22 protein-coding genes and 1 tRNA gene are annotated in these 22714 nt (G+C 73.7%); 15 read left to right on the top strand and 8 right to left on the bottom strand.

Going from position 1 to position 22714, the window contains the following annotated elements:
• Positions 1–27: 27 nt before the first annotated feature.
• Positions 28–873 carry an undecaprenyl-diphosphate phosphatase gene (locus ACWPOB_RS04275; RefSeq protein WP_455400061.1) on the bottom strand — a complete coding sequence of 282 codons (846 nt, stop codon included), beginning with the start codon at positions 871–873 and terminating at the stop codon, positions 28–30.
• A 191-nt stretch (positions 874–1064) separates the two neighbouring features.
• Between ACWPOB_RS04275 and ACWPOB_RS04270 the strand changes: the two genes are divergently transcribed.
• The 5 genes from ACWPOB_RS04270 (at position 1065) to ACWPOB_RS04250 (ending at position 5768) form a co-directional block, all read left to right on the top strand.
• Positions 1065–2003, top strand: coding sequence for an aldo/keto reductase (locus ACWPOB_RS04270; protein ID WP_455399997.1), 939 nt, complete (start codon positions 1065–1067; stop codon positions 2001–2003).
• A gap of 108 nt (positions 2004–2111) precedes the next feature.
• Positions 2112–2786 (top strand): biliverdin-producing heme oxygenase, encoded by a 675-nt coding sequence (locus ACWPOB_RS04265; protein ID WP_006939358.1) that lies wholly within the window; start codon positions 2112–2114, stop codon positions 2784–2786.
• Complete coding sequence (locus ACWPOB_RS04260; RefSeq protein ID WP_455399996.1) at positions 2783–3793, top strand: heme/hemin ABC transporter substrate-binding protein; 1011 nt, start codon at positions 2783–2785, stop codon at positions 3791–3793. Before ACWPOB_RS04265 ends, ACWPOB_RS04260 begins: the two co-directional genes overlap by 4 nt.
• Positions 3790–4869: a FecCD family ABC transporter permease gene (locus ACWPOB_RS04255; RefSeq protein WP_455399995.1), complete on the top strand. Its 1080-nt coding sequence runs from the start codon at positions 3790–3792 to the stop codon at positions 4867–4869. Before ACWPOB_RS04260 ends, ACWPOB_RS04255 begins: the two co-directional genes overlap by 4 nt.
• Positions 4866–5768: a heme ABC transporter ATP-binding protein gene (locus tag ACWPOB_RS04250; protein WP_455399994.1), complete on the top strand. Its 903-nt coding sequence runs from the start codon at positions 4866–4868 to the stop codon at positions 5766–5768. Before ACWPOB_RS04255 ends, ACWPOB_RS04250 begins: the two co-directional genes overlap by 4 nt.
• Here ACWPOB_RS04250 and ACWPOB_RS04245 read toward each other — a convergent pair.
• Positions 5721–6068, bottom strand: a complete 348-nt coding sequence (locus ACWPOB_RS04245) for a hypothetical protein (RefSeq protein WP_455399993.1) — start codon at positions 6066–6068, stop codon at positions 5721–5723. The genes ACWPOB_RS04250 and ACWPOB_RS04245 overlap by 48 nt on opposite strands.
• A gap of 138 nt (positions 6069–6206) precedes the next feature.
• Between ACWPOB_RS04245 and ACWPOB_RS04240 the strand changes: the two genes are divergently transcribed.
• The 3 genes from ACWPOB_RS04240 to ACWPOB_RS04230 are packed head-to-tail and all read left to right on the top strand — an operon-like array spanning position 6207 to position 8586.
• Complete coding sequence (locus ACWPOB_RS04240) at positions 6207–7214, top strand: hypothetical protein (RefSeq protein ID WP_455399992.1); 1008 nt, start codon at positions 6207–6209, stop codon at positions 7212–7214.
• Positions 7214–7474: a DUF5703 family protein gene (locus tag ACWPOB_RS04235; protein WP_100057666.1), complete on the top strand. Its 261-nt coding sequence runs from the start codon at positions 7214–7216 to the stop codon at positions 7472–7474. The genes ACWPOB_RS04240 and ACWPOB_RS04235 overlap by 1 nt, the downstream gene beginning before the upstream one ends.
• 41 nt (positions 7475–7515) lie before the next feature.
• Entirely contained in the window at positions 7516–8586 is a 1071-nt protein-coding gene (locus ACWPOB_RS04230; protein ID WP_100057665.1) for a quinone-dependent dihydroorotate dehydrogenase, read from the top strand.
• A gap of 110 nt (positions 8587–8696) precedes the next feature.
• On the opposite strand, the gene ACWPOB_RS04225 is transcribed toward ACWPOB_RS04230, so the two are convergent.
• Complete coding sequence (locus ACWPOB_RS04225; protein ID WP_006939343.1) at positions 8697–9230, bottom strand: YbhB/YbcL family Raf kinase inhibitor-like protein; 534 nt, start codon at positions 9228–9230, stop codon at positions 8697–8699.
• Between the two features lie 29 nt (positions 9231–9259).
• The gene (locus tag ACWPOB_RS04220; RefSeq protein ID WP_455399991.1) at positions 9260–10621 is read right to left on the bottom strand and encodes a M20/M25/M40 family metallo-hydrolase; all 1362 of its coding nucleotides are present in this window, start codon (positions 10619–10621) and stop codon (positions 9260–9262) included.
• 113 nt (positions 10622–10734) lie between these two features.
• Between ACWPOB_RS04220 and ACWPOB_RS04215 the strand changes: the two genes are divergently transcribed.
• Positions 10735–10820 (top strand) — tRNA-Leu (locus tag ACWPOB_RS04215).
• A 76-nt stretch (positions 10821–10896) separates the two neighbouring features.
• Here ACWPOB_RS04215 and ACWPOB_RS04210 read toward each other — a convergent pair.
• Complete coding sequence (locus ACWPOB_RS04210; RefSeq protein ID WP_006939339.1) at positions 10897–11121, bottom strand: PLDc N-terminal domain-containing protein; 225 nt, start codon at positions 11119–11121, stop codon at positions 10897–10899.
• 146 nt (positions 11122–11267) lie between these two features.
• Between ACWPOB_RS04210 and ACWPOB_RS04205 the strand changes: the two genes are divergently transcribed.
• The 6 genes from ACWPOB_RS04205 (at position 11268) to ACWPOB_RS04180 (ending at position 17569) form a co-directional block, all read left to right on the top strand.
• Entirely contained in the window at positions 11268–12710 is a 1443-nt protein-coding gene (locus ACWPOB_RS04205) for an SDR family NAD(P)-dependent oxidoreductase (RefSeq protein ID WP_455399990.1), read from the top strand.
• 141 nt (positions 12711–12851) lie between these two features.
• A complete protein-coding gene (locus tag ACWPOB_RS04200) occupies positions 12852–13250 on the top strand; it encodes a universal stress protein (protein ID WP_455399989.1) in 399 nt (132 codons plus the stop codon).
• Positions 13251–13297: 47 nt separating this feature from the next.
• The gene (locus ACWPOB_RS04195) at positions 13298–13669 is read left to right on the top strand and encodes a DUF2784 domain-containing protein (protein WP_455399988.1); all 372 of its coding nucleotides are present in this window, start codon (positions 13298–13300) and stop codon (positions 13667–13669) included.
• 25 nt (positions 13670–13694) lie between these two features.
• Positions 13695–14939: a saccharopine dehydrogenase family protein gene (locus tag ACWPOB_RS04190; RefSeq protein WP_455399987.1), complete on the top strand. Its 1245-nt coding sequence runs from the start codon at positions 13695–13697 to the stop codon at positions 14937–14939.
• Between the two features lie 284 nt (positions 14940–15223).
• A complete protein-coding gene (locus ACWPOB_RS04185; RefSeq protein WP_455399986.1) occupies positions 15224–16168 on the top strand; it encodes a sulfite exporter TauE/SafE family protein in 945 nt (314 codons plus the stop codon).
• 21 nt (positions 16169–16189) lie between these two features.
• Positions 16190–17569 carry a CoA transferase gene (locus ACWPOB_RS04180; protein WP_455399985.1) on the top strand — a complete coding sequence of 460 codons (1380 nt, stop codon included), beginning with the start codon at positions 16190–16192 and terminating at the stop codon, positions 17567–17569.
• Here the strand turns inward: ACWPOB_RS04180 and meaB are convergent.
• From meaB to mutA, 3 genes are read right to left on the bottom strand one after another with little or no spacing between them, the layout of a single operon-like run.
• On the bottom strand, positions 17566–18585 hold the full coding sequence (gene meaB / locus ACWPOB_RS04175; RefSeq protein ID WP_455399984.1) for a methylmalonyl Co-A mutase-associated GTPase MeaB: 1020 nt from the start codon (positions 18583–18585) through the stop codon (positions 17566–17568). The two genes, ACWPOB_RS04180 and meaB, sit on opposite strands and share 4 nt — an antisense overlap.
• 6 nt (positions 18586–18591) lie before the next feature.
• Positions 18592–20838, bottom strand: coding sequence for a methylmalonyl-CoA mutase (gene scpA, locus ACWPOB_RS04170; protein ID WP_455399983.1), 2247 nt, complete (start codon positions 20836–20838; stop codon positions 18592–18594).
• Positions 20839–22704, bottom strand: a complete 1866-nt coding sequence (gene mutA / locus ACWPOB_RS04165; protein ID WP_455399982.1) for a methylmalonyl-CoA mutase small subunit — start codon at positions 22702–22704, stop codon at positions 20839–20841.
• Positions 22705–22714: the final 10 nt, after the last annotated feature.

The raw sequence follows: 22714 nt of genomic DNA, 5'->3' as shown, positions 1-22714 counted from the left end.
CGAGCGGGCCCGGCGTGGGTCCTTGGGTCAGGTGGCCGAGATGGTGCCGGTGGCGAGCAGGGCCAGGACGGCGGCGCCGAGGGCGATGCGGTAGCCGACGAACCAGTACATCGAGTGGTTGACGACGAACCGGAGCAACCAGGCGATCGAGGCGTAGCCGACGGCGAATGCGACGGCGGTGGCGACGAACAGCTGGGCGCCGGAGGCGTTGAGGCCCTCCCCGGCGGGTTCGAACGCGTCCGGGAGGCTGAACAGGCCGGAGGCGACGACGGCGGGGATGGCGAGCAGGAACGAGTACCGGGCGGCGGCCTCGCGGGTCAGGCCGAGGAACAGGCCGGCGCTGATGGTGCCGCCGGAGCGGGACACCCCGGGGATCAGGGCCAGCGCCTGCGCGCTGCCCATGAGGATGCCGTCGCGGAGGGTGAGTTCGTCGAGCTTGCGGGTCTTGCGGCCGTAGCGTTCGGCGGCGGCGATGACGAGGGCGAACACGATGAGCATGGTGGCGATGAGCCACAGGTTGCGGGCGCCGGTGCGGATCTGGTCCTTGAACAGGAATCCGAGGACGCCGACGGGGATGGTGCCGACGATCACGTACCAGCCCATGCGGTAATCGAGGTCGCTGCGGTGTTCGCGGTGGGCGAGGCCACGGAACCACGCGGCGACGATGCGGACGATGTCCTTGCCGAAGAAGACCAGGACGGCCGCCTCGGTGCCGAGCTGGGTGACGGCGGTGAAGGACGCGCCGGCGTCGGTGCCGAAGAAGATCTCCGAGACGATCCGCAGGTGGCCGGAGGACGAGATCGGGAGGAACTCGGTCAGACCCTGCACGAGGCCGAGGACGAGGGTCTGGAGCCAGGTCATGGATTCGCCGATCACGCGGCGACCTCCGGGTGATCGTGGGGACGGTCGCCGGGGGTGGGGTCGATTTTCACCTGGGCGAGGGTACGCGGCGCGGCGGAACGGTTTTCGCGGCCTCGCGGCACTAGGGTGCTGGGTCAGGGGCGGCGGTCGCGGCTGCGGCGGATCGGCCCCGTCGGTCGGATGGTCACGAGGCGCGGGCGGATATGGAACACAGAACGGTGGGTGCGAGCGGGCTGCGGGTCTCGCGGCTCGGTCTGGGCACCCTGAGCTGGGGACGCGGCACGGACGGGGACGAGGCGGCGGCGCAGCTGTCGGCGTTCGTCGACGCCGGCGGCACCCTGGTCGACACGTCCCCCGCCTACGGCGACGGGGTGGCACAGCGGATCCTGGCGGAGCTGCTCGACGACGTGGTGCCGCGGGATCAGCTGGTGGTGTCCGGCAGCTCGGGCATCGACACCTCGAAGGTCGGGGCGGGCCGGGTGGACTGTTCCCGTGCGGGCCTGCTCACGCAGCTGGACCGCACGTTGCGGGAGCTGGGCACCGACCACCTGGACCTGTGGCAGGTGGCGACGTGGGATCCGCGGACGCCGGTCGACGAGGTCGCGGCGGCGCTGGAGTTCGCGGTGACCAGCGGCCGGGCCCGGTACGTGGGGGTGCGTGGGTACCTGGGCTGGCAGCTGGCGACGGCCGCGTCGGTGGCGACGCGCCACGCGCCGCTGGTGGCGACGCAGGTGGAGTACTCACTGCTCGCGCGCGGGGTCGAGGAGGAGCTGATCCCGGCGGCGCTGCACCACGGGGTGGGGGTGTTCGCGGCGGTGCCGCTGGCGGGCGGGGTGTTGACGGGTAAGTACCGCGACGGCATCCCGGCGGACTCGCGCGGCGCCGACGACGTGCACACCGAGGAGGTGCGCAGCTATCTGACCGAGCCGGCGGCGCGGGTGGTCGAGGCGGTGGCGACGGCCGCGGACGGACTTGGGACATCGCCGCTGGCGGTGGCGCTGGCGTGGGTGCGGGACCGGCCGGCGGTGGCGTCCACGGTGGTCGGCGCGCGGGATCTGGCGCAGCTGACCGGGGTGCTGGTGGCCGAGGAGCTGGAGTTGCCGGCCGCGATCGCGGCCGCGCTCGACGACGTCAGTGCGTGACCTCGGACACGTCGCCCCCCGGATCCGCCGCCGGGTCAGGTTAGCCTGTCTTCTAGGTCGGCGTGGGTGCGCCGACGGTGGACGTCGGGCACGAGGAGGAACCGGTCGATGACCGCGATCGAGGTCACGGGGTTCGCGGAACGGCTCCGGCGCGAGACGGCGCAGGCGCACAGCGACACCGAGAACGCGCAGTTCGTCACCGAACTGCTGGCCGGCCGGCTCACCCGGGAGGGCTACGCGGCGCTGCTCGCCCAGTCGTGGTTCGTCTACGAGGCGCTCGAGCGGGTAGGCCGGGGCCACGCCGGCGACCCGATCGCCGGGCCCTTCCTGGACGACGCGTTGCTGCGCACCCCGGCGCTCGAGGCGGATCTGACGTTCCTGCTCGGCCCGCGGTGGCGGGAGACGATCGCGCCGCTGCCCGCGGCCGAGCGGTACGTCGCGCGGCTCGAGCGGGTGGCCGCGGCCCGGCCGGAGGTGTTCCTGGCCCACCACTACCTGCGGTATCTGGGGGACCTGTCCGGCGGCCAGATCATCCGGCGCATGCTCGAGCGGGCCTACGGGTTCGACCGGGACGGGTTGCGGTTCTACATCTTCGACGACATTCCCAAGCCCAAACCGTTCAAGGACGCCTACCGGGCGAAGCTGGACGCGGCGCCGCTCGACGAGGTGCAGCAGCGCACGGTGATCGACGAGGCGAACCTCGTGTTCGGGCTCAACGGCGACCTGTTCGCCGACCTGGCCGCCGACCTCGATCGGTACCGCACGACCCCTCCCCTGCCATGACGCGGCGCGGCCTCTTCGCGTTCCTCGCCGCGGCGCTCGCGCTCGTCGCGCTCGTCGCCGGCTGTTCGGCCGCCCCGACCGGGGGTGCCGGGACCGGGGCGCGCACCGCGGTGGTGGACGACCCGAACCCGCGGCCGATCACCGAGGCTCCCGCCCCGGCGCTGCCGGTGACGGTCCGCGGCGTCGACGGCGCCGAGGTCACCGTCACCGACGTCGCCCGCATCGTCACCGCCGACCGGTCGGGCACCCTCGCGCAGACCGTGTTCGCCCTCGGTCTCGGGGACCGGCTGGTGGGGCGGTCGACCGCGGGTTTCCCCGCCGTCGAGCAGGTGCCCAATGTCACCCCCGGTGGGCACGGGCTCTCGGCCGAGGCGATCCTGGCCCTGGCCCCGACGGTGGTGCTCACCGACACGTCGGTCGGCCCGCTGGCGGTGCAGGAGCAGCTTCGGGCCGCGGGCGTGCCGGTGGTGTTCGTCGACCCGCGCCGCACGCTGGCGACCGTCGGCGAGCAGATCCGTTTCGTGGCCCGGGCCCTCGGCGTGCCCGCGGCGGGTGAGGCCCTGGCCCAGCGCACCGACGACGAGATCGCCGCAGCCCGCGCGGCCGTGCCGGACGACGGCGACCGCCCGACCGTGGCTTTCCTGTACCTGCGCGGGTCGGCGATCAAGATGCTCGGCGGTCCCGGGTCGGGCGCCGACGCGCTCGTCGAGGCCCTCGGTGGCCGCGACGCGGGCACCGTCGCCGGCTTGACCTCCGAGTTCACCCCGATCACCAGCGAGGCGATGATCGCGTCCGCCCCCGATGTGATCTTGATCATGACCGAGAGCCTCGCCTCCGTCGGCGGACCCGCGGGGCTCGCCCAGCTGCCCGGCGTCGCGCAGACCCCCGCCGGGCGCGACGGCAACGTCGTCGACATGGCCGACTCGGTGCTGCTGAGCTTCGGCCCGGACACCGGGCGGGTGCTCGCCGCGCTCGCCGCTGCGCTCTACCCCGCCGCGCCGGCATGAGCGCCGTCGACACCGCCGCGCCCGCCCGACTGCCCGCCGCGCACCGCGGCCGGACCGCCGCGGTGGTCGCGGGCCTGACGGTCGCGCTGCTGGTGCTGGCGGTGCTCTCGGCGTGCCTCGGGCAGGTGCCCACGTCGCCGGCCGAGGTGATCGGCAGCGTGCTGCACCGCATCGGGCTCGACCTGGGGCCGCTGCCGGCCCACCCGGCCGGGGAGGTCACGCTGTGGGAGGTGCGGTTCCCGCGGGTGGTGCTGGCCGTCCTGGTCGGCGCGTCGCTGGGCTGCGCGGGGGCCCTGCTGCAGGGCGTGTTCGCCAACCCGCTGGCCGAGCCCGGCGTGATCGGCGTGTCCGCGGGCGCCGCCGTCGGCGCGTGCGCCGCGATCGTGCTCGGCGGCGCGTTCACCGCCGGATGGGCCCTGGCCGGCGCCGCGTTCGCCACCGGCCTGCTGACCACGAGCCTGGTGTACGTGCTCTCGCGTTCCGAGGGCCGCACCGAGGTGGTGACGGTCATCCTCACCGGCGTGGCGGTCAACGCGTTCGCCGGCGGCCTGATCGCCCTGTTCACCTTCGTCGCCACCCCCGCCGCCCGCGACCAGATCGTCTTCTGGCAGCTCGGCAGCCTGGGCGGGGCCACGTGGGACGTCGTGGCGGTGGTCGCGCCGCTGGCGCTCGGCGGGATCGCGGCGGCCGTCGTGCTCGCCCCGAAGCTGGACCTGCTCGCGCTCGGCGAGCACGTCGCGCGGCATCTCGGTGTCGACGTCGAACGGGTGCGGCAGGCCGCCATCGTGATCGTCGCCGTGCTGGTGTGCTCCGGCGTCGCGTTCACCGGCATCATCCTGTTCGTCGGCCTCGTGGTGCCGCACCTGATGCGGATCGCGCTCGGGCCCGCGCACCGCGTGCTGATCCCCGCCGCCGCGCTGTGCGGCGCGGTGGTGCTGCTCGCCGCGGACCTCGGCGCCCGCACCCTGGTGGAGAACGCGGACCTGCCGCTGGGCATGCTGACCTCGCTGGTGGGCGGCCCGGTGTTCTTCTGGATGCTGCGCCGCACCCGGGCGCGCCAGGGAGGCTGGGCGTGAGCCCGCGCCTGCCGTGGCCGGACCGGCACGTGCCGGCCCGTGCCGGCCGCGGCGCGGTGACGCTGCGCGCCGCGGGGGTGCGGGTCCGCCGCGGGGACCGCGTCGTCCTCGACGGTGTCGACCTCGAGGTGCGGGTCGGGGAGGTGCTCGCGCTCGTCGGCCCCAACGGCGCCGGCAAGTCCACCCTGCTGGCCGCGCTCGCCGGCGACCATCCCGTCGCCGCGGGCCGCGTGACGGTCGGCGACCGCCCGCTGGCCGGGTTCTCGGCCGCCGCCCTGGCACGTCGACGGGCGGTGCTGCCGCAGCAGCACGCCGTCGGCTTCGCGTTCACCGCGCTGGAGGTGGTGCGGATGGGCCGCGCGGCGTGGGCGCGCACCGGGCGCAGCCGGGACGACGACGCCCTGGTGGCGGCCGCGCTGACCGAGGCCGACGTCACGCACCTGGCGCACCGGCCGTTCCCCGCGCTCTCCGGCGGCGAACGGGCCCGGGTGGCGCTGGCGCGGGTACTGGCCCAGGACACCGAGACGCTGCTGCTCGACGAGCCCACCGCCGCGCTCGATCTGGGCCATCAGGAGACGGTGATGCAGGTGGTGCGTGCCCGCGCCGACGCGGGCACCGCCGTCGTGGTGGTGCTGCACGACCTGGACCTGGCCGCGGCGTACGCCGACCGGATCTGCGTGCTCGACCGGGGCCGCGTCGCCGCCGACGGCCCGCCCGCGCAGGTACTGACCGGCGAGCTGCTCACCCGCGTGTACGACTACCCGGTGCGGGTTCACGCCCATCCCGAGACCGGCGCACCGCTGGTGCTGCCGCACCGGCCGCCGCGGCACCGCGAGGCGGGTGCGGCGGGGTCAGCGGCCCGGCAGCAGCCCGAGCACGCGGTCGAGCAGCGTCGGTGACCGGCACGGCCGGGCGCGCGCGACGGTGTCCCGCACCGCCGCCACCACGCTGCGTTCGTCGGCGAGGTCGACCTCCGCGACCGACGCCCGGGCCCGGGCGATCACGTCCGCCGCGGTGGGGACGGCGACACGGCCCGCGGGCCGGTACACCTCCACCCGCAGCGTCTTGCGGCGCACCCGGAACGAGAACGGCTGTCCCTCGTCGGTGCGACCGAACCCGTGCGCGTGGACGCCCGGGCTGACGTATTCGACGGCGAAGCCGTCGGCGGGCACGTCGGCCGAGCCGGTGGGCCAGGTCACATCGGTCTCCTCGCTGGGTGGAGGGCGGACGAGGCGCCTGCGGCGGCGCCGCGGCGATCAGGAACACTGGGGGTCGGGTGCGGGGCCGGCGACGGTGCCGCCCCGGACCGACCGTGGACGAGTACGAGGAGCGAGACGATGGGCAGACCGGCAGCACGTGGCGCCGCCGCGGCGGTGGGGTTCGCGTTGGCGCTGGTCACCGGGTGTTCCTCCTCGAACAGCGGCGACAACCTGCCCACCATCGACGCGGCCACGCCGGCCGTGGCTCCGGCGCCGGCCGTCCCGCCGGCGGGAACGGTGCAGGCGCTGGGCCGTGCCGTCGACGCCCTCACCGTCGATCCTGGCACGAGTACGGTCGCCGCGCTCACCGACGACGGGTCGCGGCTGCTGCTGCTCGGGGCCGCCGATCCGGCCGCGGCGCCCCGCGAGGTCGCCCTGCCGGCCGCGGCGGTGACCGTGGTCCCCGGCGCCGACGGCGAGGTCCTCGCCCCCGGCCCCGGAGTCGTCGCGCGGGTGGATGTGCGGGCGGGCACCGTCACCGAGGTGCCGGTCGACGGCGACGCCCGCGCCGCGGCCGTGCTGGCGGACGGCCGCCTCGCCGTGGGCACCGCCGACGGTGTCACCCACGTCGTCGATCCGTCGGGTGCGACGCAGACCGTCCCCGGCCTGGCCTCGGTCGACGCGCTCGCCGCCGTGGGCACGTCGCTCGCCGCCCTGGACCGTCGCCAGACGTCGCTGACCGAGGTCGACGTCGCCGACGGCGATCTGGGGCTGGCGTTGCGCGCCGGGGAGGGGGCCACGCAGCTGACCACCGATCCGTTCGGCCGGGTGCTGGTGACCGACACCCGCGGCGGCGAACTGCACGTGTACACCTTCGACCCGCTGGTGCTGCGCCAGCGTTATCCGGTGCCGAACGCCCCGTACGGCGTCGCCTACGACACCGCGAACGATCTCGTGTGGGTCACCTCGACCGGCAGCAACGAGGTCATCGGCTACGATCTGTCGACCGGGATTCCGCAGGAGCGGGGCCGGTACGCGACGGTGCGGCAACCGAACTCGGTGGCGGTCGACGCCACCGACGCGGTCCTGGTGATCGGATCCGCGACCGGGGACGGACTGCAGCGGATCCCGATCGGGGGTGTGTGATGGCAGGGGCACGCGACGTGGGCGGCCGGTGGACCCGGCTGCCGGTGGGCTGGGACACCAGCAACGACGAGTACGAGTACGTGCCGCTGCGGCTGCCGCGCGACGTCTCCCGAGTCAGCGCGTCGCTGCGGCTCGCCATCCAGGCCGAGTTCCACGGCTGGGAGCTGACGCGGGTGCGGCTGTATCCCGACGGCAGCCGCCGGGTGCTGCTGCGCCGCCGCAAGACCGGCCACCACGTTCCCGAACCCACCGTTCGTTGACGCCGACCCCGGGCACCGCCCGGGCCTGCAGGGAGTGTTACGTGTATCGCTTGTTCCTTCGACTGCTGTTCCTGCTGCCGCCGGAGCGGATCCACCACATCGCGTTCACGGCGTTGCGGCTCGCGACCCGGGTCCCGCCGCTGCGGGCGCTGATCGCGAAGGTCCTCGTCGTCGACGATCCGGTGCTGCGCAACACGGTGTTCGGGGTGACGTTTCCGGCCCCGCTCGGCCTCGCGGCCGGCTTCGACAAGGATGCCGCCGGGGTGAACGCCTGGGGCCCCCTCGGCTTCGGGTTCGCCGAGATCGGCACCGTCACCGCCCAGGCGCAGCCCGGCAACCCGGCGCCCCGGCTGTTCCGCCTGCCCGCGGACCGGGCGCTGATCAACCGGATGGGCTTCAACAACCATGGGGCCGGGGAGGCCGCGAACCGCCTGCGCACCCGCGTGCACACCGTCCCCATCGGCGCGAACATCGGCAAGACCAAGATCGTCGCGCCCGAGGACGCCGCCGACGACTACACCGCCAGCGCGCGGCTGCTCGGCCCGCTCGCCGACTTCCTCGTCGTCAACGTCTCCTCCCCCAACACGCCCGGGCTGCGGGACCTGCAGGCGGTCGAGTCGCTGCGGCCGCTGCTCGCGGCGGTGCTGGACACCGTGCACGTGCCGGTCCTGGTGAAGATCGCCCCCGACCTGTCCGACGACGACATCGACGCGGTGGCCGACCTCGCCGTCGAACTCGGGCTGGCGGGCATCGTCGCCACCAACACCACCATCCGGCGGGACGGGCTGCGCACCGACCCGGCCCGGATCGCGGAGATCGGCGCCGGCGGCCTGTCCGGTCCGCCGGTCGCGGAGCGCTCGCTCGAGGTGCTGCGCCGGCTGCACGCGCGGGTCGGTGACCGACTGGTGCTGATCTCGGTCGGCGGCGTCGAGACCGCCGAGCAGGCGTGGGAGCGGATCCTCGCCGGCGCGTCGCTGGTGCAGGGCTACACCGGTTTCATCTACGGCGGCCCGTTCTGGGCGCGCCGCATCCACAAGGGCCTCGCCCGCAAGGTGCGGGCCGCGGGCTTCGGTTCGGTCGCCGAGGCGGTCGGCGCGGACGCCCGCGTCTGATCCGCCGAGCCCGGATCGGCGGGCCGGGACGCGGCTGGAATCGGACCGGCACACCCGTCCGGGGGGTGTGCCGGTCCGATTCCGGTGCGGAGGCGATCCGCGGAACGGGTCTACTGCTCGAACGTGCCGTGCAGCGTCGCGCGCGCGATCGCGTGCGAGAACACGTTGAAGCCGAGGAACGCGGGCGTCGAGCCGGTGCCCACCCCGTCGAGCTTGTCCACGTCGAGGGCGTGCACGGCCACGATGTAGCGGTGCGGGCCGTGCCCGGCCGGCGGGGCCGCGCCGAGGAAGCGGTGCAGGCCGCCGTCGTTCTTCAGGGTGACCGCGCCCTCGGGCAGGCCGGAGCCGGTGTCGTCGCCGGCGCCGGCGGGCAGCGACGTCACCGAGGCCGGGATGTTCGCCACCGCCCAGTGCCAGAACCCGGACGCGGTCGGTGCGTCGGGGTCGAACACGGTGACGACGAAGCTCTTGGTCTCGGGGGGAAAGCCCGACCACGACAGCTGCGGGGAGATGTCCTGCCCGCCGGGAACCCCGAAGATCCCGCTGGCCTGTGCCGGCTTCAGCGGCCGACCGTCGGTGATGTCCTCGCTGGTGAGCTCGAACGTGGGCAGGTCGGGCAGCGGCGCGTACGGGTCGTGGGCCATACCGGTCCTTTCTCTGGGTGCTGGTGTGCTCAGGCGTGCAGCAGGAAGTGTTCCATGACGCGGGTGCCGAAACGCAGCGCGTCGACCGGGACACGCTCGTCCACCCCGTGGAACAGCGCGGCGAAATCCAGCTCCGGGGGCAACTGCAGCGGGGCGAACCCGAAGCAGCGGATGCCGAGCTTGGCGAAGGCCTTCGCGTCGGTGCCGCCGGAGAGCATGTAGGGCACGGTCCGGCCGAGGGGATCGTGGGCGAGGATCGCCGCGTTCATCGCCTCGACGAGGTCGCCGTCGAATGTGGTTTCGTACGAGTCGAGGTCGGTGATCCACTCGCGGGTGACGTCCGGGCCGATCAGTTCGTCGACGGTGCGTTCGAACTCGGCGCGCCGGCCCGGCAGGATGCGGCAGTCGACGACGGCCTGCGCCGTCTGGGGAATGACGTTCGCCTTGTAGCCGGCGTCGAGCATGGTGGGGTTGGCGGTGTCGCGCAGGGTGGCGCCGACGATGCGGGCGATGGACCCGAGTTTGGCGAGGGTGCCGTCGAGGTCGGGCGAGGCTGGATCGAAGTCGAGTCCGGTCTCCTCGGCGACGGCGGCGAGGAACTCGGCGACGGAGTCGGTCAGCACGAGCGGGAAGGTGTGGGTGCCGAGCCGGGCGACGGCCCGGGCGAGGGCGGTGACGGCGTTGTCCTCGTGCAGGAACGAGCCGTGGCCGGCGCGGCCCTTGGCGGTCAGCCGCATCCAGCCGAGGCCCTTCTCGGCGGTCTCGACGAGGTAGAGGCGGCGCTCGCCGCCGTCCCGGCGCGGCACGGTCAGGGAGAATCCGCCGACCTCGCCGACGGCCTCGGTGATGCCGTCGAACAGGTCGGGGCGGTGCCGCACGAGCCAGTGGCTGCCGTAGGTGCCGCCGGCCTCCTCGTCGGCGAGGAACGCGAAGACCAGGTCGCGCGGCGGCACGATGTTCTCGGCCTGGAAGCGGCGGGCGACGGCCAGCATCATCCCGACCATGTCCTTCATGTCGACCGCGCCGCGACCCCAGACGTAGCCGTTCTCGACGGCGCCGGAGAACGGGTGCACGGTCCAGTCGGCCGGTTCGGCGGGGACCACGTCGAGGTGCCCGTGCAGCAGCAGCGCACCCCGGGACGGGTCGGCACCCGGCAGGCGGGCGAACACGTTGCCCCGGCCGGGAGCCCCGGATTCGACGTATTCGGTGGTGTAGCCGACCTCCTCGAGCCGCGCCGCCACCCACATCGCGCAGTCCCGTTCGCCGCGGGTGGTGGCGAGGTCTCCGGTGTTGGAGGTGTCGAAGCGGATCAGCTGCGACACCAGGTCGACGACTTCGGCCTCGGCGCGGGATCCGCCGGCCGGCTGGGCGGGATTCGATGTTGTGGACACGGTCCCCTGTCTACCATCGATCTCGGCAAACACGCAGGTGGGCGGGGCGATTTGGGCGCCGCGACGCGGTGGGTTACTCTTTCACAGCGCCCGCGGAAGTGGGAGCGGAGCAGGTCCGAGTGGCGGAATGGCAGACGCGCTAGCTTGAGGTGCTAGTGTCCTATTAACGGACGTGGGGGTTCAAGTCCCCCCTCGGACACTCTGAGTTGAGACAGACGGCGAAGGCCCCGAACCGATCAGGTTCGGGGCCTTCGCCGTTGCGGCGCCGGAGCCGTTCAGCCGATCCGGCCGCGGCGGAAGTACGCGATCGGACCGATCCAGTTCACGGCGATCATCGCAGCCCACTTCGCCTTGCTGCCCGCGACCTTGTCCGCCGGGCGCCGCGCCAGATCGATCCATGCCGTCGCCGCGAGCGAGAGCTGCACGCAGGCGAGCGTGAGAACGAGCGTCTGCTGCCACGGGGACAGGTCGCGGAACTTCGGGCGGCGCCGTGCGGTCATCGTCGTCTCCTGGGGTCGGGGATCCTTCCGGCCCGAGCCTGCCAGGTTTCGGGCGCCGCGGGCAGGGCCACAGGTCCCGCGGGGTCGGCCCCGCGCGACCGGCCGGATACCATCGGTCGGTACCGCACCACACGACGAACAGGCCCATGACTTCGCACACCGACGCGTCGGGTATCGACCCGGCCGACCTCGCCACCTGCCTCCGCGTCCTGTCCCTCGTGGACGAGCTCGACGCCGACCATCCGGATTCGGTGACGGTGCAGCGCGCCGTCGGGAGCATGTTCAAGAAGCTCAAGCAGTTGCGCCGCAACGAGACCCGCCGGGCCAAGGTCGCTGCGGACCGACAGGTGCTCGCGACGACGGCGACCGGATCGCCCACCCGCATCGACGACGAGACGGCCGGGATCGCGCTGAGCTCGAACGCACCGGGGGCGAGCGCGGGCACCCTGATCCGGCCGCGGGCCTGCTACGTGTGCAAGGACAAGTACACCCGGGTCGATGCGTTCTACCACCAGCTGTGCCCGCGCTGCGCCGCGGAGAACCACGCGAAACGGGACGCCCGTACCGATCTGACGGGTCGGCGGGCGCTGCTCACCGGCGGCCGCGCCAAGATCGGCATGTACATCGCGTTGCGGCTGCTGCGGGACGGCGCCCACCTGACGATCACGACCCGCTTCCCGAACGACGCGATCCGCCGCTTCGCCGCCATGGACGACAGCCCCGACTGGCTGCACCGGCTGCGGATCGTCGGCATCGACCTGCGCGACCCCGCCCAGGTCGTGGCGCTCGCGGACGACGTGGCCGCGCAGGGTCCGCTGGACATCCTCGTCAACAACGCCGCCCAGACCGTGCGCCGCTCCCCCGGCGCGTACTCCGCCCTCGCCGAGTCCGAGTCCGGCCCGTTGCCGGCGGGTCCGCTGCCGGAGGTGCTCACCTTCGGCAAGCCCTCGGACGCCCATCCGGCCGCGCTGGCCGGGTCGCTGCCGTCCGAGCTGACCGCCGAGTCGCTCACCTCGCTCGCGCTGGTCGCCGGGTCGGCGACTCCCGAACGGATCGCTGCCGGTGTCGCGGTCGACGCCGGCGGCCTGCTGCCCGACCTGGTGCACACCAACAGCTGGGTGCAGACGGTCGGCGAGGTCGAGCCGCTCGAACTGCTCGAGGTGCAGTTGTGCAACTCCGTGGCCCCGTTCATCCTGGTCAATCGCCTGCGACCGGCCCTGGCGGCGTCCCCGGCCCGCCGCACGTACGTGGTGAACGTCTCGGCGATGGAGGGGCAGTTCGGCGGGCGCCGGTACAAGGGCGCCGGGCACCCGCACACCAACATGGCCAAGGCCGCGCTGAACATGCTCACCCGCACCAGCGCCGAGGACATGCGCGCCGACGGGATCCTCATGACCGCCGTCGACACCGGCTGGATCACCGACGAACGGCCCCATCACACGAAGCTGCGCCTGGCCGACGAGGGCTTCCACGCTCCGCTCGACCTCGTCGACGGGGCGGCCCGCGTGTACGACCCGATCGTGCGGGGCGAGGCCGGGGTGGACCTGTACGGCTGCTTCCTCAAGGACTACCGCCCGGCCCCGTGGTGAGCACGCCCACACCCGGCAGGTGAGATCCATCCGACACGTCCCCGCAGGTGGAGACCAGTTCCACACCACCGGGAGCGGCCAGGGCGACCCCCGGACGGGGATACTGGAAGGCACACGTCACCGCCGCCTCCGGAGGACCCCATGCCCGTTGCCGTAGTCCACGCCGCCACCCCGGAAGGACGTGCCGCGCTCACCACGGCCGCCCGCGAGGCCGCACACAGCGACGGCACGACCCTCGTGCTCGTCGCGGTCGACGACGACGGCCCGTCCGGGCAGCGGGAACTCGAGTCGGTCCGCACGGACGTCACCGCCGCCCTCGGCGCCGACGGGTGGGAGCTGCGGACGGCGGTGCACGACGGGGACCCGGTCGGCGCCCTCGTCGACCTGGTGGAGCGGTCCGGCGCGGAACGTCTCGTGGTGGGCAGCCGCGACCGCAACGCGCTCGGCAAGTTCCTGCTGGAACGACGCCTGCAGCGGCTGCTGCTCGAGGTGCCGGTGCCCGTCCTCGTGGTCAAGGGCACCGACGCGGACGCAGAATAGAAGCCCGGAACGGCCGCTCCCCCGCCCGATCCGGATAGGCTGGCGGCATGGCGTACCGGCTGTTGGCCGACGTCACCGTGGTCGTGCACCTGACCTTCCTGCTGTATGTGACGTTCGGCGGTTTCCTGGCGTGGCGGTGGCCCCGCACGCTGGTTCTGCACGTCGTGGCGGTGGTGTGGGGGTTCGCCACCGTCCTCGTGGGGTTCGACTGCCCGCTGACCGATCTGGAGAACTGGGCGCGCCGCCGCGCCGGGATCGCCGGCCTGCCGCCGAGCGGGTTCATCGACCACTACCTGACCGGGGTGATCTACCCGGAATCGGCGGTGGGGCTGGTGCGGGCCGCGGTGGCGGTGACGATCGTCGTGTCCTGGCTCGGCTGGTGGCTGCGGCGCCGCCGTGTGAGCCGCGTCGCATCCTGACTTACCCGGCAGTAGGGTGTGGCGCATGACTGCCTCCCGCGATCTCGACATCGTCGTCTACGGCGCCACCGGCTTCGTCGGCCGGCTCACCGCCGCCTACCTCGCCGAGCACGCCCCCGAAGGGGTGCGCATCGCGCTCGCCGGCCGCTCCGCCCAGCGCCTCGAACGGATCCGCACCGGGCTGGGCGCCGCCGCGGCGGCCTGGCCGGTGTTCGAGGCGGACGCCGGCGACCCACAGTCGCTCGCCGCCCTCGCCGCCCGGACCCGCGTGGTGGTCACGACGGTCGGGCCCTACGCCAAGTACGGGCTGCCGCTGGTGCAGGCCTGCGCCGAGGCGGGCACCGACTACGTCGATCTCACCGGCGAGGTGCTGTTCCACCGCGAGAGCATCGACCGGTTCGACGACGTGGCCCGCCGCACCGGCGCCCGCATCGTCCATTCCTGCGGATTCGACTCGATCCCCTCCGACCTCGGCGTGCACGCGCTGCACCGGGCCGTGCAGGCCGACGGCGCCGGCGACCTGACCGACACGACCCTGGTGGTGCGTGCGATGCGGGGCGGCGTCAGCGGCGGCACGATCGACTCGATGCGCACCCAGGTGGACGTGGTGCGCCGGGACGCCGAGGCCCGCAAGGTCGCCCTCGCCCCGTACTCGCTGTCGCCGGACCGGTCCCGCGAGCCGGACCTCGGGCGGCAGAACGACCTGGCGACCGTCGACGGGAAGTCCGTCGCCCCCGAGCTGTCCGGCCGGCTCGCACCGTTCTTCATGGGCCCCTACAACACGCGGGTGGTGCGCCGCAGCAACGCGCTCACCGGCTGGGCGTACGGGCCGCGGTTCCGCTACCGGGAGGTGATGAACGTCGGCTCGTCGCGGTTGTCGCCCCTCGTGGCGACCGGCGTCGCGGCCGGCTTCGGCGCGCTGGTGGCGGGCCTGGCGTTCCCCCCGACCCGGTTCCTGCTCGACAAGGTGCTGCCCGCGCCCGGGCAGGGCCCGTCCGAGTCGGCGCGCGAACGCGGCTTCTTCACCATCGACCTGTACACCACGACGAACACCGGCGCCCGCTACACCGCCCGCGTCGCCGCCCAGGGCGATCCCGGGTACAAGGCGACCGCGGTGATGCTCGGCGAGTCGGCGCTGTCGCTGATCCTCGGCGGCGACCGTCTCCACGCGGGCGGCGGGGTGCTCACCCCCGCGACGGCCTTCGGGGACGTGCTCACCGACCGGTTGCGCGCCGCCGGATTCGAGATCACGGCCCGGCGCCTGCCGTGACCGGCCACGGCGGCATCCCCGGGCGCGACACACCGCCCGAAGATGCCGCCGCCGCGCACGACCGGCTATGCTCGGACGGATCGTCGCGAGCGCGGCGAACAGCAGACCGGCGAAGGGACACGAACGTGCAGGCGACGAGCATCGCGGCGGCTCCGGCCACCCTGCTCGCGTTGATGGCGTTCTGGCCCACCCGACGGGGCGCGTGCTTCGACCAGGAGTGTTGCTGAGCGGCGTCCGCCGCCCGCCCTCCCCCGGTTCGCTCCTTCGTGGTCGGAGTCTTCTGCATGTTCGCTCTCCTGGTGTTCACGCTCGTCGGTATCGGCGCACAGCTCGTCGACGGTGCCCTCGGCATGGCCTTCGGTGTCACCGCCACCACCCTCCTGATCTTCAGCGGGATCGGCCCCGCACACGCCAGCGCCGCCGTGCACCTCGCGGAGGTCGGCACCACCCTCGTCTCCGGCGCCTCGCACTGGCGGTTCCGGAACGTGGACTGGGGGGTGGTCGCGAAGCTGGGCGTGCCCGGCGCGGTCGGCGCGTTCCTCGGCGCCACCGTGCTCTCGAGCCTGTCCACCGAGGCCGCGATTCCGGTGACGTCGACGATCCTGCTCGCCATCGGTGTCTATGTGGCGCTGCGGTTCTCCGTCCGGCCGCCCGCCGTCGCGCACGCCCGCACCTCGCCGCACTCGGCCAGGTTCCTGTCTCCGCTGGGCCTGTTCGGCGGGTTCATCGACGCCAGCGGCGGCGGTGGATGGGGGCCGATCACCACGAGCACCCTGCTCTCCCGCGGCAAGACGGCCCCGCGGACGGTGATCGGCTCGGTCAGCGCCTCCGAGTTCCTCGTCGCGCTCGCCGCCAGCATCGGCTTCCTCGTCGGTCTCGGCCGGGAATCGCTCGGCAACCTCCTCGTCGTGGCCGGTCTCGCCCTGGGCGGGGCGATCGCCGCGCCGATCGCGGCATGGCTGGTCAGCCGGGTGCCGGCCACCCTGCTCGGCACCGCCGTCGGCGGCGTCATCGTGCTGACCAACGCGCAGAAGCTGTTCACGGCGTTCGAGATCTCCGGCACGGCCACCACCCTGCTGTACCTGCTGATCGTGGCCGGATGGATCGCGCTGCTCACGGTCTCGTGGCGCCGCTCCCGGCTCACCCGCGCCGAATCCGCCGGTGCGCTCGAACGCCTCGAGCCGGCCCGCCCCGAACTGCGCGAGCCGGCCGCGGACCGCACGAGCTGAACCTCGCTCTAGGCTCGGCGCATGACGCGCCCCCTCGCCCTGCTCGACGACTACAGCGCCGCCCTCGCCGACGCCGGCCTGGACGTCCCGGCAGACCCGGCCGCCGGCATCCGCTGCGCCCCGGCCGGGCCCTTTCTCGCCGCCCGGCTCCCGGTGGGCGACCTCGCCACGGGGGCCGTGGCGGCCTTCGCGTCGGCCGCCGACCGGTACCGCCACACCCGCGGACTCGAGCCGCAGGGGGCGCGGCTCGACCCGGAGCGCATCGCCGCATCGTTCGCCGGGGACCGGATGCTGCGCCTGGCCGGCCGGCCCGTTCCCGGGTTCGCGGCACTGTCCGGGTTCTTCGCCGCCGCCGACGGGTGGGTGCGCACCCACGCCAACTACCCGCACCACCGCGTGCGTCTGCTCCGCGCACTCGACCTGCCGGACGGTGCGGGCCGTGACGACTGCGCCGCCCGGATCCGGCAGCTGCCCGCCGCGGCGGTCGAGGACGCGGCCGCCACGCACGACGCGATCGCGGTGCGGGTGCGCACCGAGCACGAGTGGGCCACCAGCCCGCAGGGCCGGGGCGCGGCGGCGGGCCCGCTGGTCCGGATCCTCGCCCGGTCCGACAGTGCCGGCGAGACCCGGCCGGGCGGCGATCCGGCGCGGCCACTGACCGGGATCCGGGTGCTGGATCTGACCCGGGTGATCGCCGGCCCCGTCGCCGCCCGGGCGCTGGCCCTGCTGGGGGCGGACGTGCTGCGGGTGGATCCGCCCGCGCTGCCCGAGATCGCCTGGCAGCACGCCGAGAACGGGCAGGGCAAGCGCACCGCGCTGCTGGACCTGCGCACTGCCCGCGGCCGGGAGACGTGCCGCCGCCTGCTCGCCGACGCCGACGTGCTGCTCACCGGCTACCGGCCCGGGGCGCTCGACGCGCTGATCGGCGCACCCGTGCACCAGGCCCGGCCGGGCCTGGTGCACGGCCGGGTGTGCGCGTGGGGATGGTCCGGGCCGTGGGCGCCCCGTCGCGGCTTCGACTCGATCGTGCAGGCCGCGTCCGGGATCGCCGGCGTCGAGGGCCGCCCGGACGCGCCGGGGGTGCTCCCGGCGCAGGCTCTCGACCACGCGAGCGGCTACCTGCTCGCGGCCGGGGTGCTCGACGCGCTCACCGCGCGGCTCCGGGACGGGCGGGGCCGCGACGCGGCGGTCGCGCTGGCCCGCACCGGGGCGTGGCTGCTGCAGGCGCCCGGCCGCAACCCGCACCCGGCGGCGCCGGCGAGCCCCGGCGCGGGCACCGTGGCCACGCACGCGGCGGTGACCGCGGCCCGGCCCGCGCTCGCCGAGTATCCGGACTATCCGTTCCCGGCCCGCGCGTGGGGCGCCGATCCGGCGGCCTGGGCCCCGGCTCCGGTGCTCTAGGGTGCGGCGTCGAACGCGTCGAGGATCTGCCGGGCGGCCAGGGCTGCCGTGAGCGAGCCGTCGCGCACGGCGCGTTCGACGTCGCCGCGGAGCGCACGCACCCGCGGGTTGGTCTCGAGCCGGCGCAGCAGCTGGTCGTGCACCATGGTCCAGGTCCAGTCCACCAGCTGGCGGCGCCGGTTCTCCTCGAACAGGCCCGCCTCGGTGAGCACCCGGCGGTGTTCGAGGACGGTGTCCCAGAACGTGTCCAGGCCGGCGCCCTCCAGCCCGCTCATGGTGATCACCGGTGGTTTCCACACCGCGTCGTGCGGGTGCACGAGCCGCAGCGCGCCGGCGAGTTCCCGGGCCGCGACCCGCGCGTCGCGTTCGAACGGCCCGTCGGCCTTGTTCACCGCGACGAGGTCGGCGAGTTCGAGGACGCCCTTCTTGATGCCCTGCAGCTGGTCGCCGGTGCGGGCGAGGGTCAGGAAGGTGAAGCAGTCCACCATGTTCGCGACGGTGACCTCGGACTGCCCGACGCCGACGGTCTCGACGAGGATCACGTCGAATCCGGCGGCCTCGAGCAGCACCATCGTCTCGCGGGTGGCCTTGGCGACGCCGCCGAGGGTGCCGGCCGTCGGGGACGGCCGGATGTAGGCGTCGCGCTGCACCGACAACCGGGCCATGCGCGTCTTGTCGCCGAGGATGGAGCCGCCGGTGCGGGTCGACGAGGGGTCCACCGCGAGCACCGCCACCCGGTGGCCCTTGCCGAGCAGGTACATGCCCAACGCGTCGATGAAGGTGGACTTGCCGACGCCGGGGACGCCGGTGATGCCCACGCGCATCGCGCCGCCCGCCTCCGGGAGCAGGCGCAGCAGCAGCTGTTGCGCCTGCTCCCGGTGATCGTCCCGGGTGGATTCGACCAGGGTGATCGCCTTCGCCAGGCCGGCCCGCCGGTTGGCGAGCACGGCCTCGGCGAGGGTGTCGACGTCGACCGCGGGCCGACGGGTGGGACTGCCGACCGAGGTGCTGCCCATGCCGGGTCAGGCTCCCAGGTCGTGACCGAGCTGGTCGGCGAGCTTGTGCAGCAGGCCCACCGCGGCGTCCGCGATGACGGTGCCCGGCGGGAAGATCGCCGCGGCACCGGCCTGGTACAGCTCGTCGAAGTCACCGGGCGGGATGACGCCACCGACGACGATCATGATGTCCGGGCGGCCCACCTCGGCGAGGGCCTCCCGCAGCGCGGGCACCAGGGTCAGGTGGCCCGCGGCCAACGACGACACGCCGATGACGTGCACGTCGTTGTCGGCCGCCTGGTTCGCGACCTCTTCGGGGGTCTGGAACAGCGGTCCCACGTCGACGTCGAAGCCGAGGTCGGCGAAGGCGGTGGCGATCACCTTCTGCCCGCGGTCGTGACCGTCCTGCCCCATCTTCGCGACGAGGATGCGCGGCCGGCGGCCCTCCTCCTCGGCGAACTTCTCCACGAGATCGGTTGCCGTGCTGATGTTGCCTGCCTTTCCGGCCTCGTCCCGGTAGACCCCGCTGATGGTGCGGATCTCGGCCTGGTGCCGTCCGTACACCTTCTCGAGGGCGTCGGAGATCTCGCCGACGGTGGCCTTGGCGCGGGCCGCGTCGATGGCCAGGGCCAGCAGGTTGTGGTCCGGGCCGCCGTCGGCCGAGCCGGCGGCGCGGGTCAGCGCGTCCAGCGCGACCTGCACGGCCTCGGGATCACGGTCGGCGCGCAGCTGCTCGAGCTTGGCGATCTGCTCGGCCCGCACGCGGGAGTTCTCGACCTTGAGGACCTCGATCTCGTGGTCCTCGGTGACCTGATACTTGTTGACGCCGATCACCGGCTGGCGGCCGGAGTCGATGCGCGCCTGGGTGCGGGCCGCGGCCTCCTCGATGCGTAGCTTCGGGATGCCCTCGGAGATGGCCTGGGCCATGCCGCCGGCCTCCTCGACCTCCGCGATGTGCTTGCGGGCGCGGTTGGCGAGCTCGTGGGTGAGCCACTCGAGGTAGTACGAGCCGCCCCACGGGTCGATCGGCCGGGTGGTGCCCGATTCCTGCTGCAGCAGCAGCTGGGTGTTGCGTGCGATGCGGGCGGAGAAGTCGGTCGGCAGTGCCAGCGCCTCGTCGAGGGCGTTGGTGTGCAGCGACTGGGTGTGGCCCTGGGTCGCGGCCATCGCCTCGATGCAGGTGCGGGCGACGTTGTTGAACACGTCCTGCGCGGTGAGCGACCAGCCGGAGGTCTGCGAGTGGGTGCGCAGCGACTTGGACTTGGCCGACTTCGGGTGGAACTTCTCGACGAGCTCGGCCCACAGCAGGCGGCCGGCCCGCATCTTGGCGATCTCCATGTAGAAGTTCATCCCGATGGCCCAGAAGAAGGACAGGCGCGGGGCGAACTTGTCGATCTCCATGCCCGCGTCGAGGCCGGCGCGGAGGTACTCGACGCCGTCGGCGAGGGTGTAGGCCAGCTCGAGGTCGGCGGTCGCACCGGCCTCCTGGATGTGGTAGCCGGAGATCGAGATGGAGTTGAAGCGCGGCATGTTCGCGCTGGTGTAGGCGAAGATGTCGGAGATGATCCGCATCGACGGCTTGGGCGGATAGATGTAGGTGTTGCGGACCATGAACTCCTTCAGAATGTCGTTCTGAATGGTTCCGGCCAGCTGCTCGGGCTTGACGCCCTGCTCCTCGGCGGCGACGACGTACAGCGCCAGGATCGGCAGGACGGCGCCGTTCATGGTCATCGACACCGACACCTGCGACAGGTCGATGCCGTCGAACAGCTGCCGCATGTCGAGGATCGAGTCGATCGCGACGCCGGCCATGCCGACGTCGCCCTGCACGCGGGGATGATCCGAGTCGTAGCCGCGGTGGGTGGCCAGGTCGAATGCCACCGACAGGCCCTTCTGCCCGGCCGCGAGGTTGCGCCGGTAGAAGGCGTTGGACTCGGCGGCCGTGGAGAAGCCCGCGTACTGGCGGATGGTCCACGGCTGGTTGACGTACATCGTCGGGTACGGGCCGCGGACGAACGGCTCGAGGCCCGGGTAGCTGCCCAGCGGGTAGCCCTCGGCGACGATCCGGTCGCGGTCGGCCTTGGTGTAGACGGGCTTGACGTCGATGCCCTCGGGCGTGGACCACACCACCTGATCGGTCGTGTAGTGGTTGGCGGCGGCGACCGATTCGACGAGCGCCGTGGCCTGCTCCTCGGTGGGGGCGGCGGGAGCCGGCGCCGCCGGATCCGTCAGCGGGACGTCGGCGAAGCTGCCGATCTCGTGTTCGATGCTCACTTACGCTCCCAGGGTGGTCAGCAGGTCGGTCAGCGCGGCGATCGCGTCGATCTTGGCGGTGAGGAACCCGTCCGGGCGCTCGGCGCCGGTGGTCTCGCTCACGGCCTTCTCCGGCCCGGCGAGCAGGACGGTGCCGATCCCGGCGTCGCGGAGCGCGGTGACCGCGGCGGCGGCGTGTTCGCCGTAGCGTTTGTCGGTGCCGCACACGACGGCGACGGCGGCGCCCGAGTCGCGGACGGCGGCGGCGATGCTGTCGTCGTCGACGGACAGCGGGCCGGGGTTGACCGTCTCGATGCCGCCGGAGGCGAGCAGGTTCGCGGCGAACGTCGTGCGGATGTTGTGCTCGGCGATCGGGCCGAGCGGGGCGAGCAGCGCCCTGGGCCGGGCGCCGTGCGCGGCGAGATGGACGTCGGAGCGGTTGCGCAGCGCCTCGAACGCCGCGGCGTACCGGGCGACATCGGCGCCGGCGTCGGCGGTCTCCGTGGGCAGCGGCGCCTCGGCGAGGTTCGGGAACTCGTTGACGCCGGTCACCGCGGTCCGGCGGTGGGCGATGTCGGAGTCCCGGCGGGCGCGGGTGGCGGCGATGCGCTCGCCGATCAGGCCGTCGTCGAGGGCGGCGCGGTAGCCGCCGGCCGCCTCGATCTGCTGGAAGAACTCCCATGCCTTGGCCGCGATCTGCGCTGTGAGTTCCTCGACGTACCAGGACCCGGCGGCCGGGTCGAGGACGCGGCCGAGGTTGGACTCCTCGAGCAGCAGCAGCTGGGTGTTGCGGGCGATGCGCGCGGAGAAGGCCTCCGACACGCCGAGCGCACCGGTCGGCAGGGCGGTGTCGAACGGGAGCACGGTGACCGCGTCCGCACCGCCGATGCCGGCGCCGAACGCGGCAAGGGTGGTGCGCAGCATGTTCACCCAGGGGTCGCGTTGGGTCATCATCGCGGCGGAGGTGACGGCGTGCTGGGGGGCGTGGCCGGCGTCGGCCGCGCCCACGACCTGCGCGATGCGGGCCCACAGCTGCCGGCCGGCGCGGAACTTGGCGATGGTCTGGAACTGGTCGTCCGTGGCGGCGAGCCGGAACTCGATCTGGCCGAGCGCACGGGCCGCGGACTGGCGGCTGCCGGTCAGCTCGCGCAGGTACTCGAGGCCGGCGGCGACGGCGGCCCCGAGTTCCTCGGCGTCGGCGGCCCCGGCGTTGTGGAACGCGGTGCCGTCGACGGTGAGGGCCCGCACGGTCTCGGCGCGGTCCGCGGCGGCGTGGGCGAGTTCGACGGCCTGGGCGACGGTGACGTCGGCCCGACCGGAGAACGCGCTGGTCAGCGGCGCGGCACCGAGGTGCAGGCGCACGGCGGCGCGGTCGGCGACGTCGGTGCGCGCATCGAGCAGGGCGTAGAGGGCGGCCGCGGCGGCGGCGGTGTCGGCGCCGGCGTCGAGGGTGACCGGCGCGAGGTCGAACAGGACCTTGTCGAGCGCGGCGGGCAGGTCGGCGATCGCGATGCCGTCCGTGCCGACGCGCAGCCACAGGGCGCTGACGCCGTGCTCGAGGGCGTCGAGGATGCGCTCGTTCACGTCACCGGCGGTGTCGCCGAAGCGGGCGCTGACGAGCCAGCCGGTGTTGACGTCGCGGGTCGCGGAACCGCCGCGGACGAACGGGAAGGAGCCGGGCAACGGCGCCTCGGGACGCTCGTCGCGCACGCCGTAGAGGGGGGCGACGGCGACGTCGTCGTAGGTGGTGGTCGCGAGCAGCCGCTGCGGTTCCGGTCCGAGCTCCGCGGGGTCGACGCGGCGGGACTTGGCCAGCACCCCCGCCACCGCCTCCTGCCACTGCGCATAGGCGCGCGCAGCGTCCTCGGCTTCTGAAGCTAATGACACGTGAGGGTCC

The sequence above is a fragment of the Rhodococcus sp. 2H158 genome (assembly GCF_053764755.1).
The sequence above is the reverse complement of the archived record's forward strand: the minus strand, read 5'-3'. Positions and strand labels throughout refer to the sequence as shown.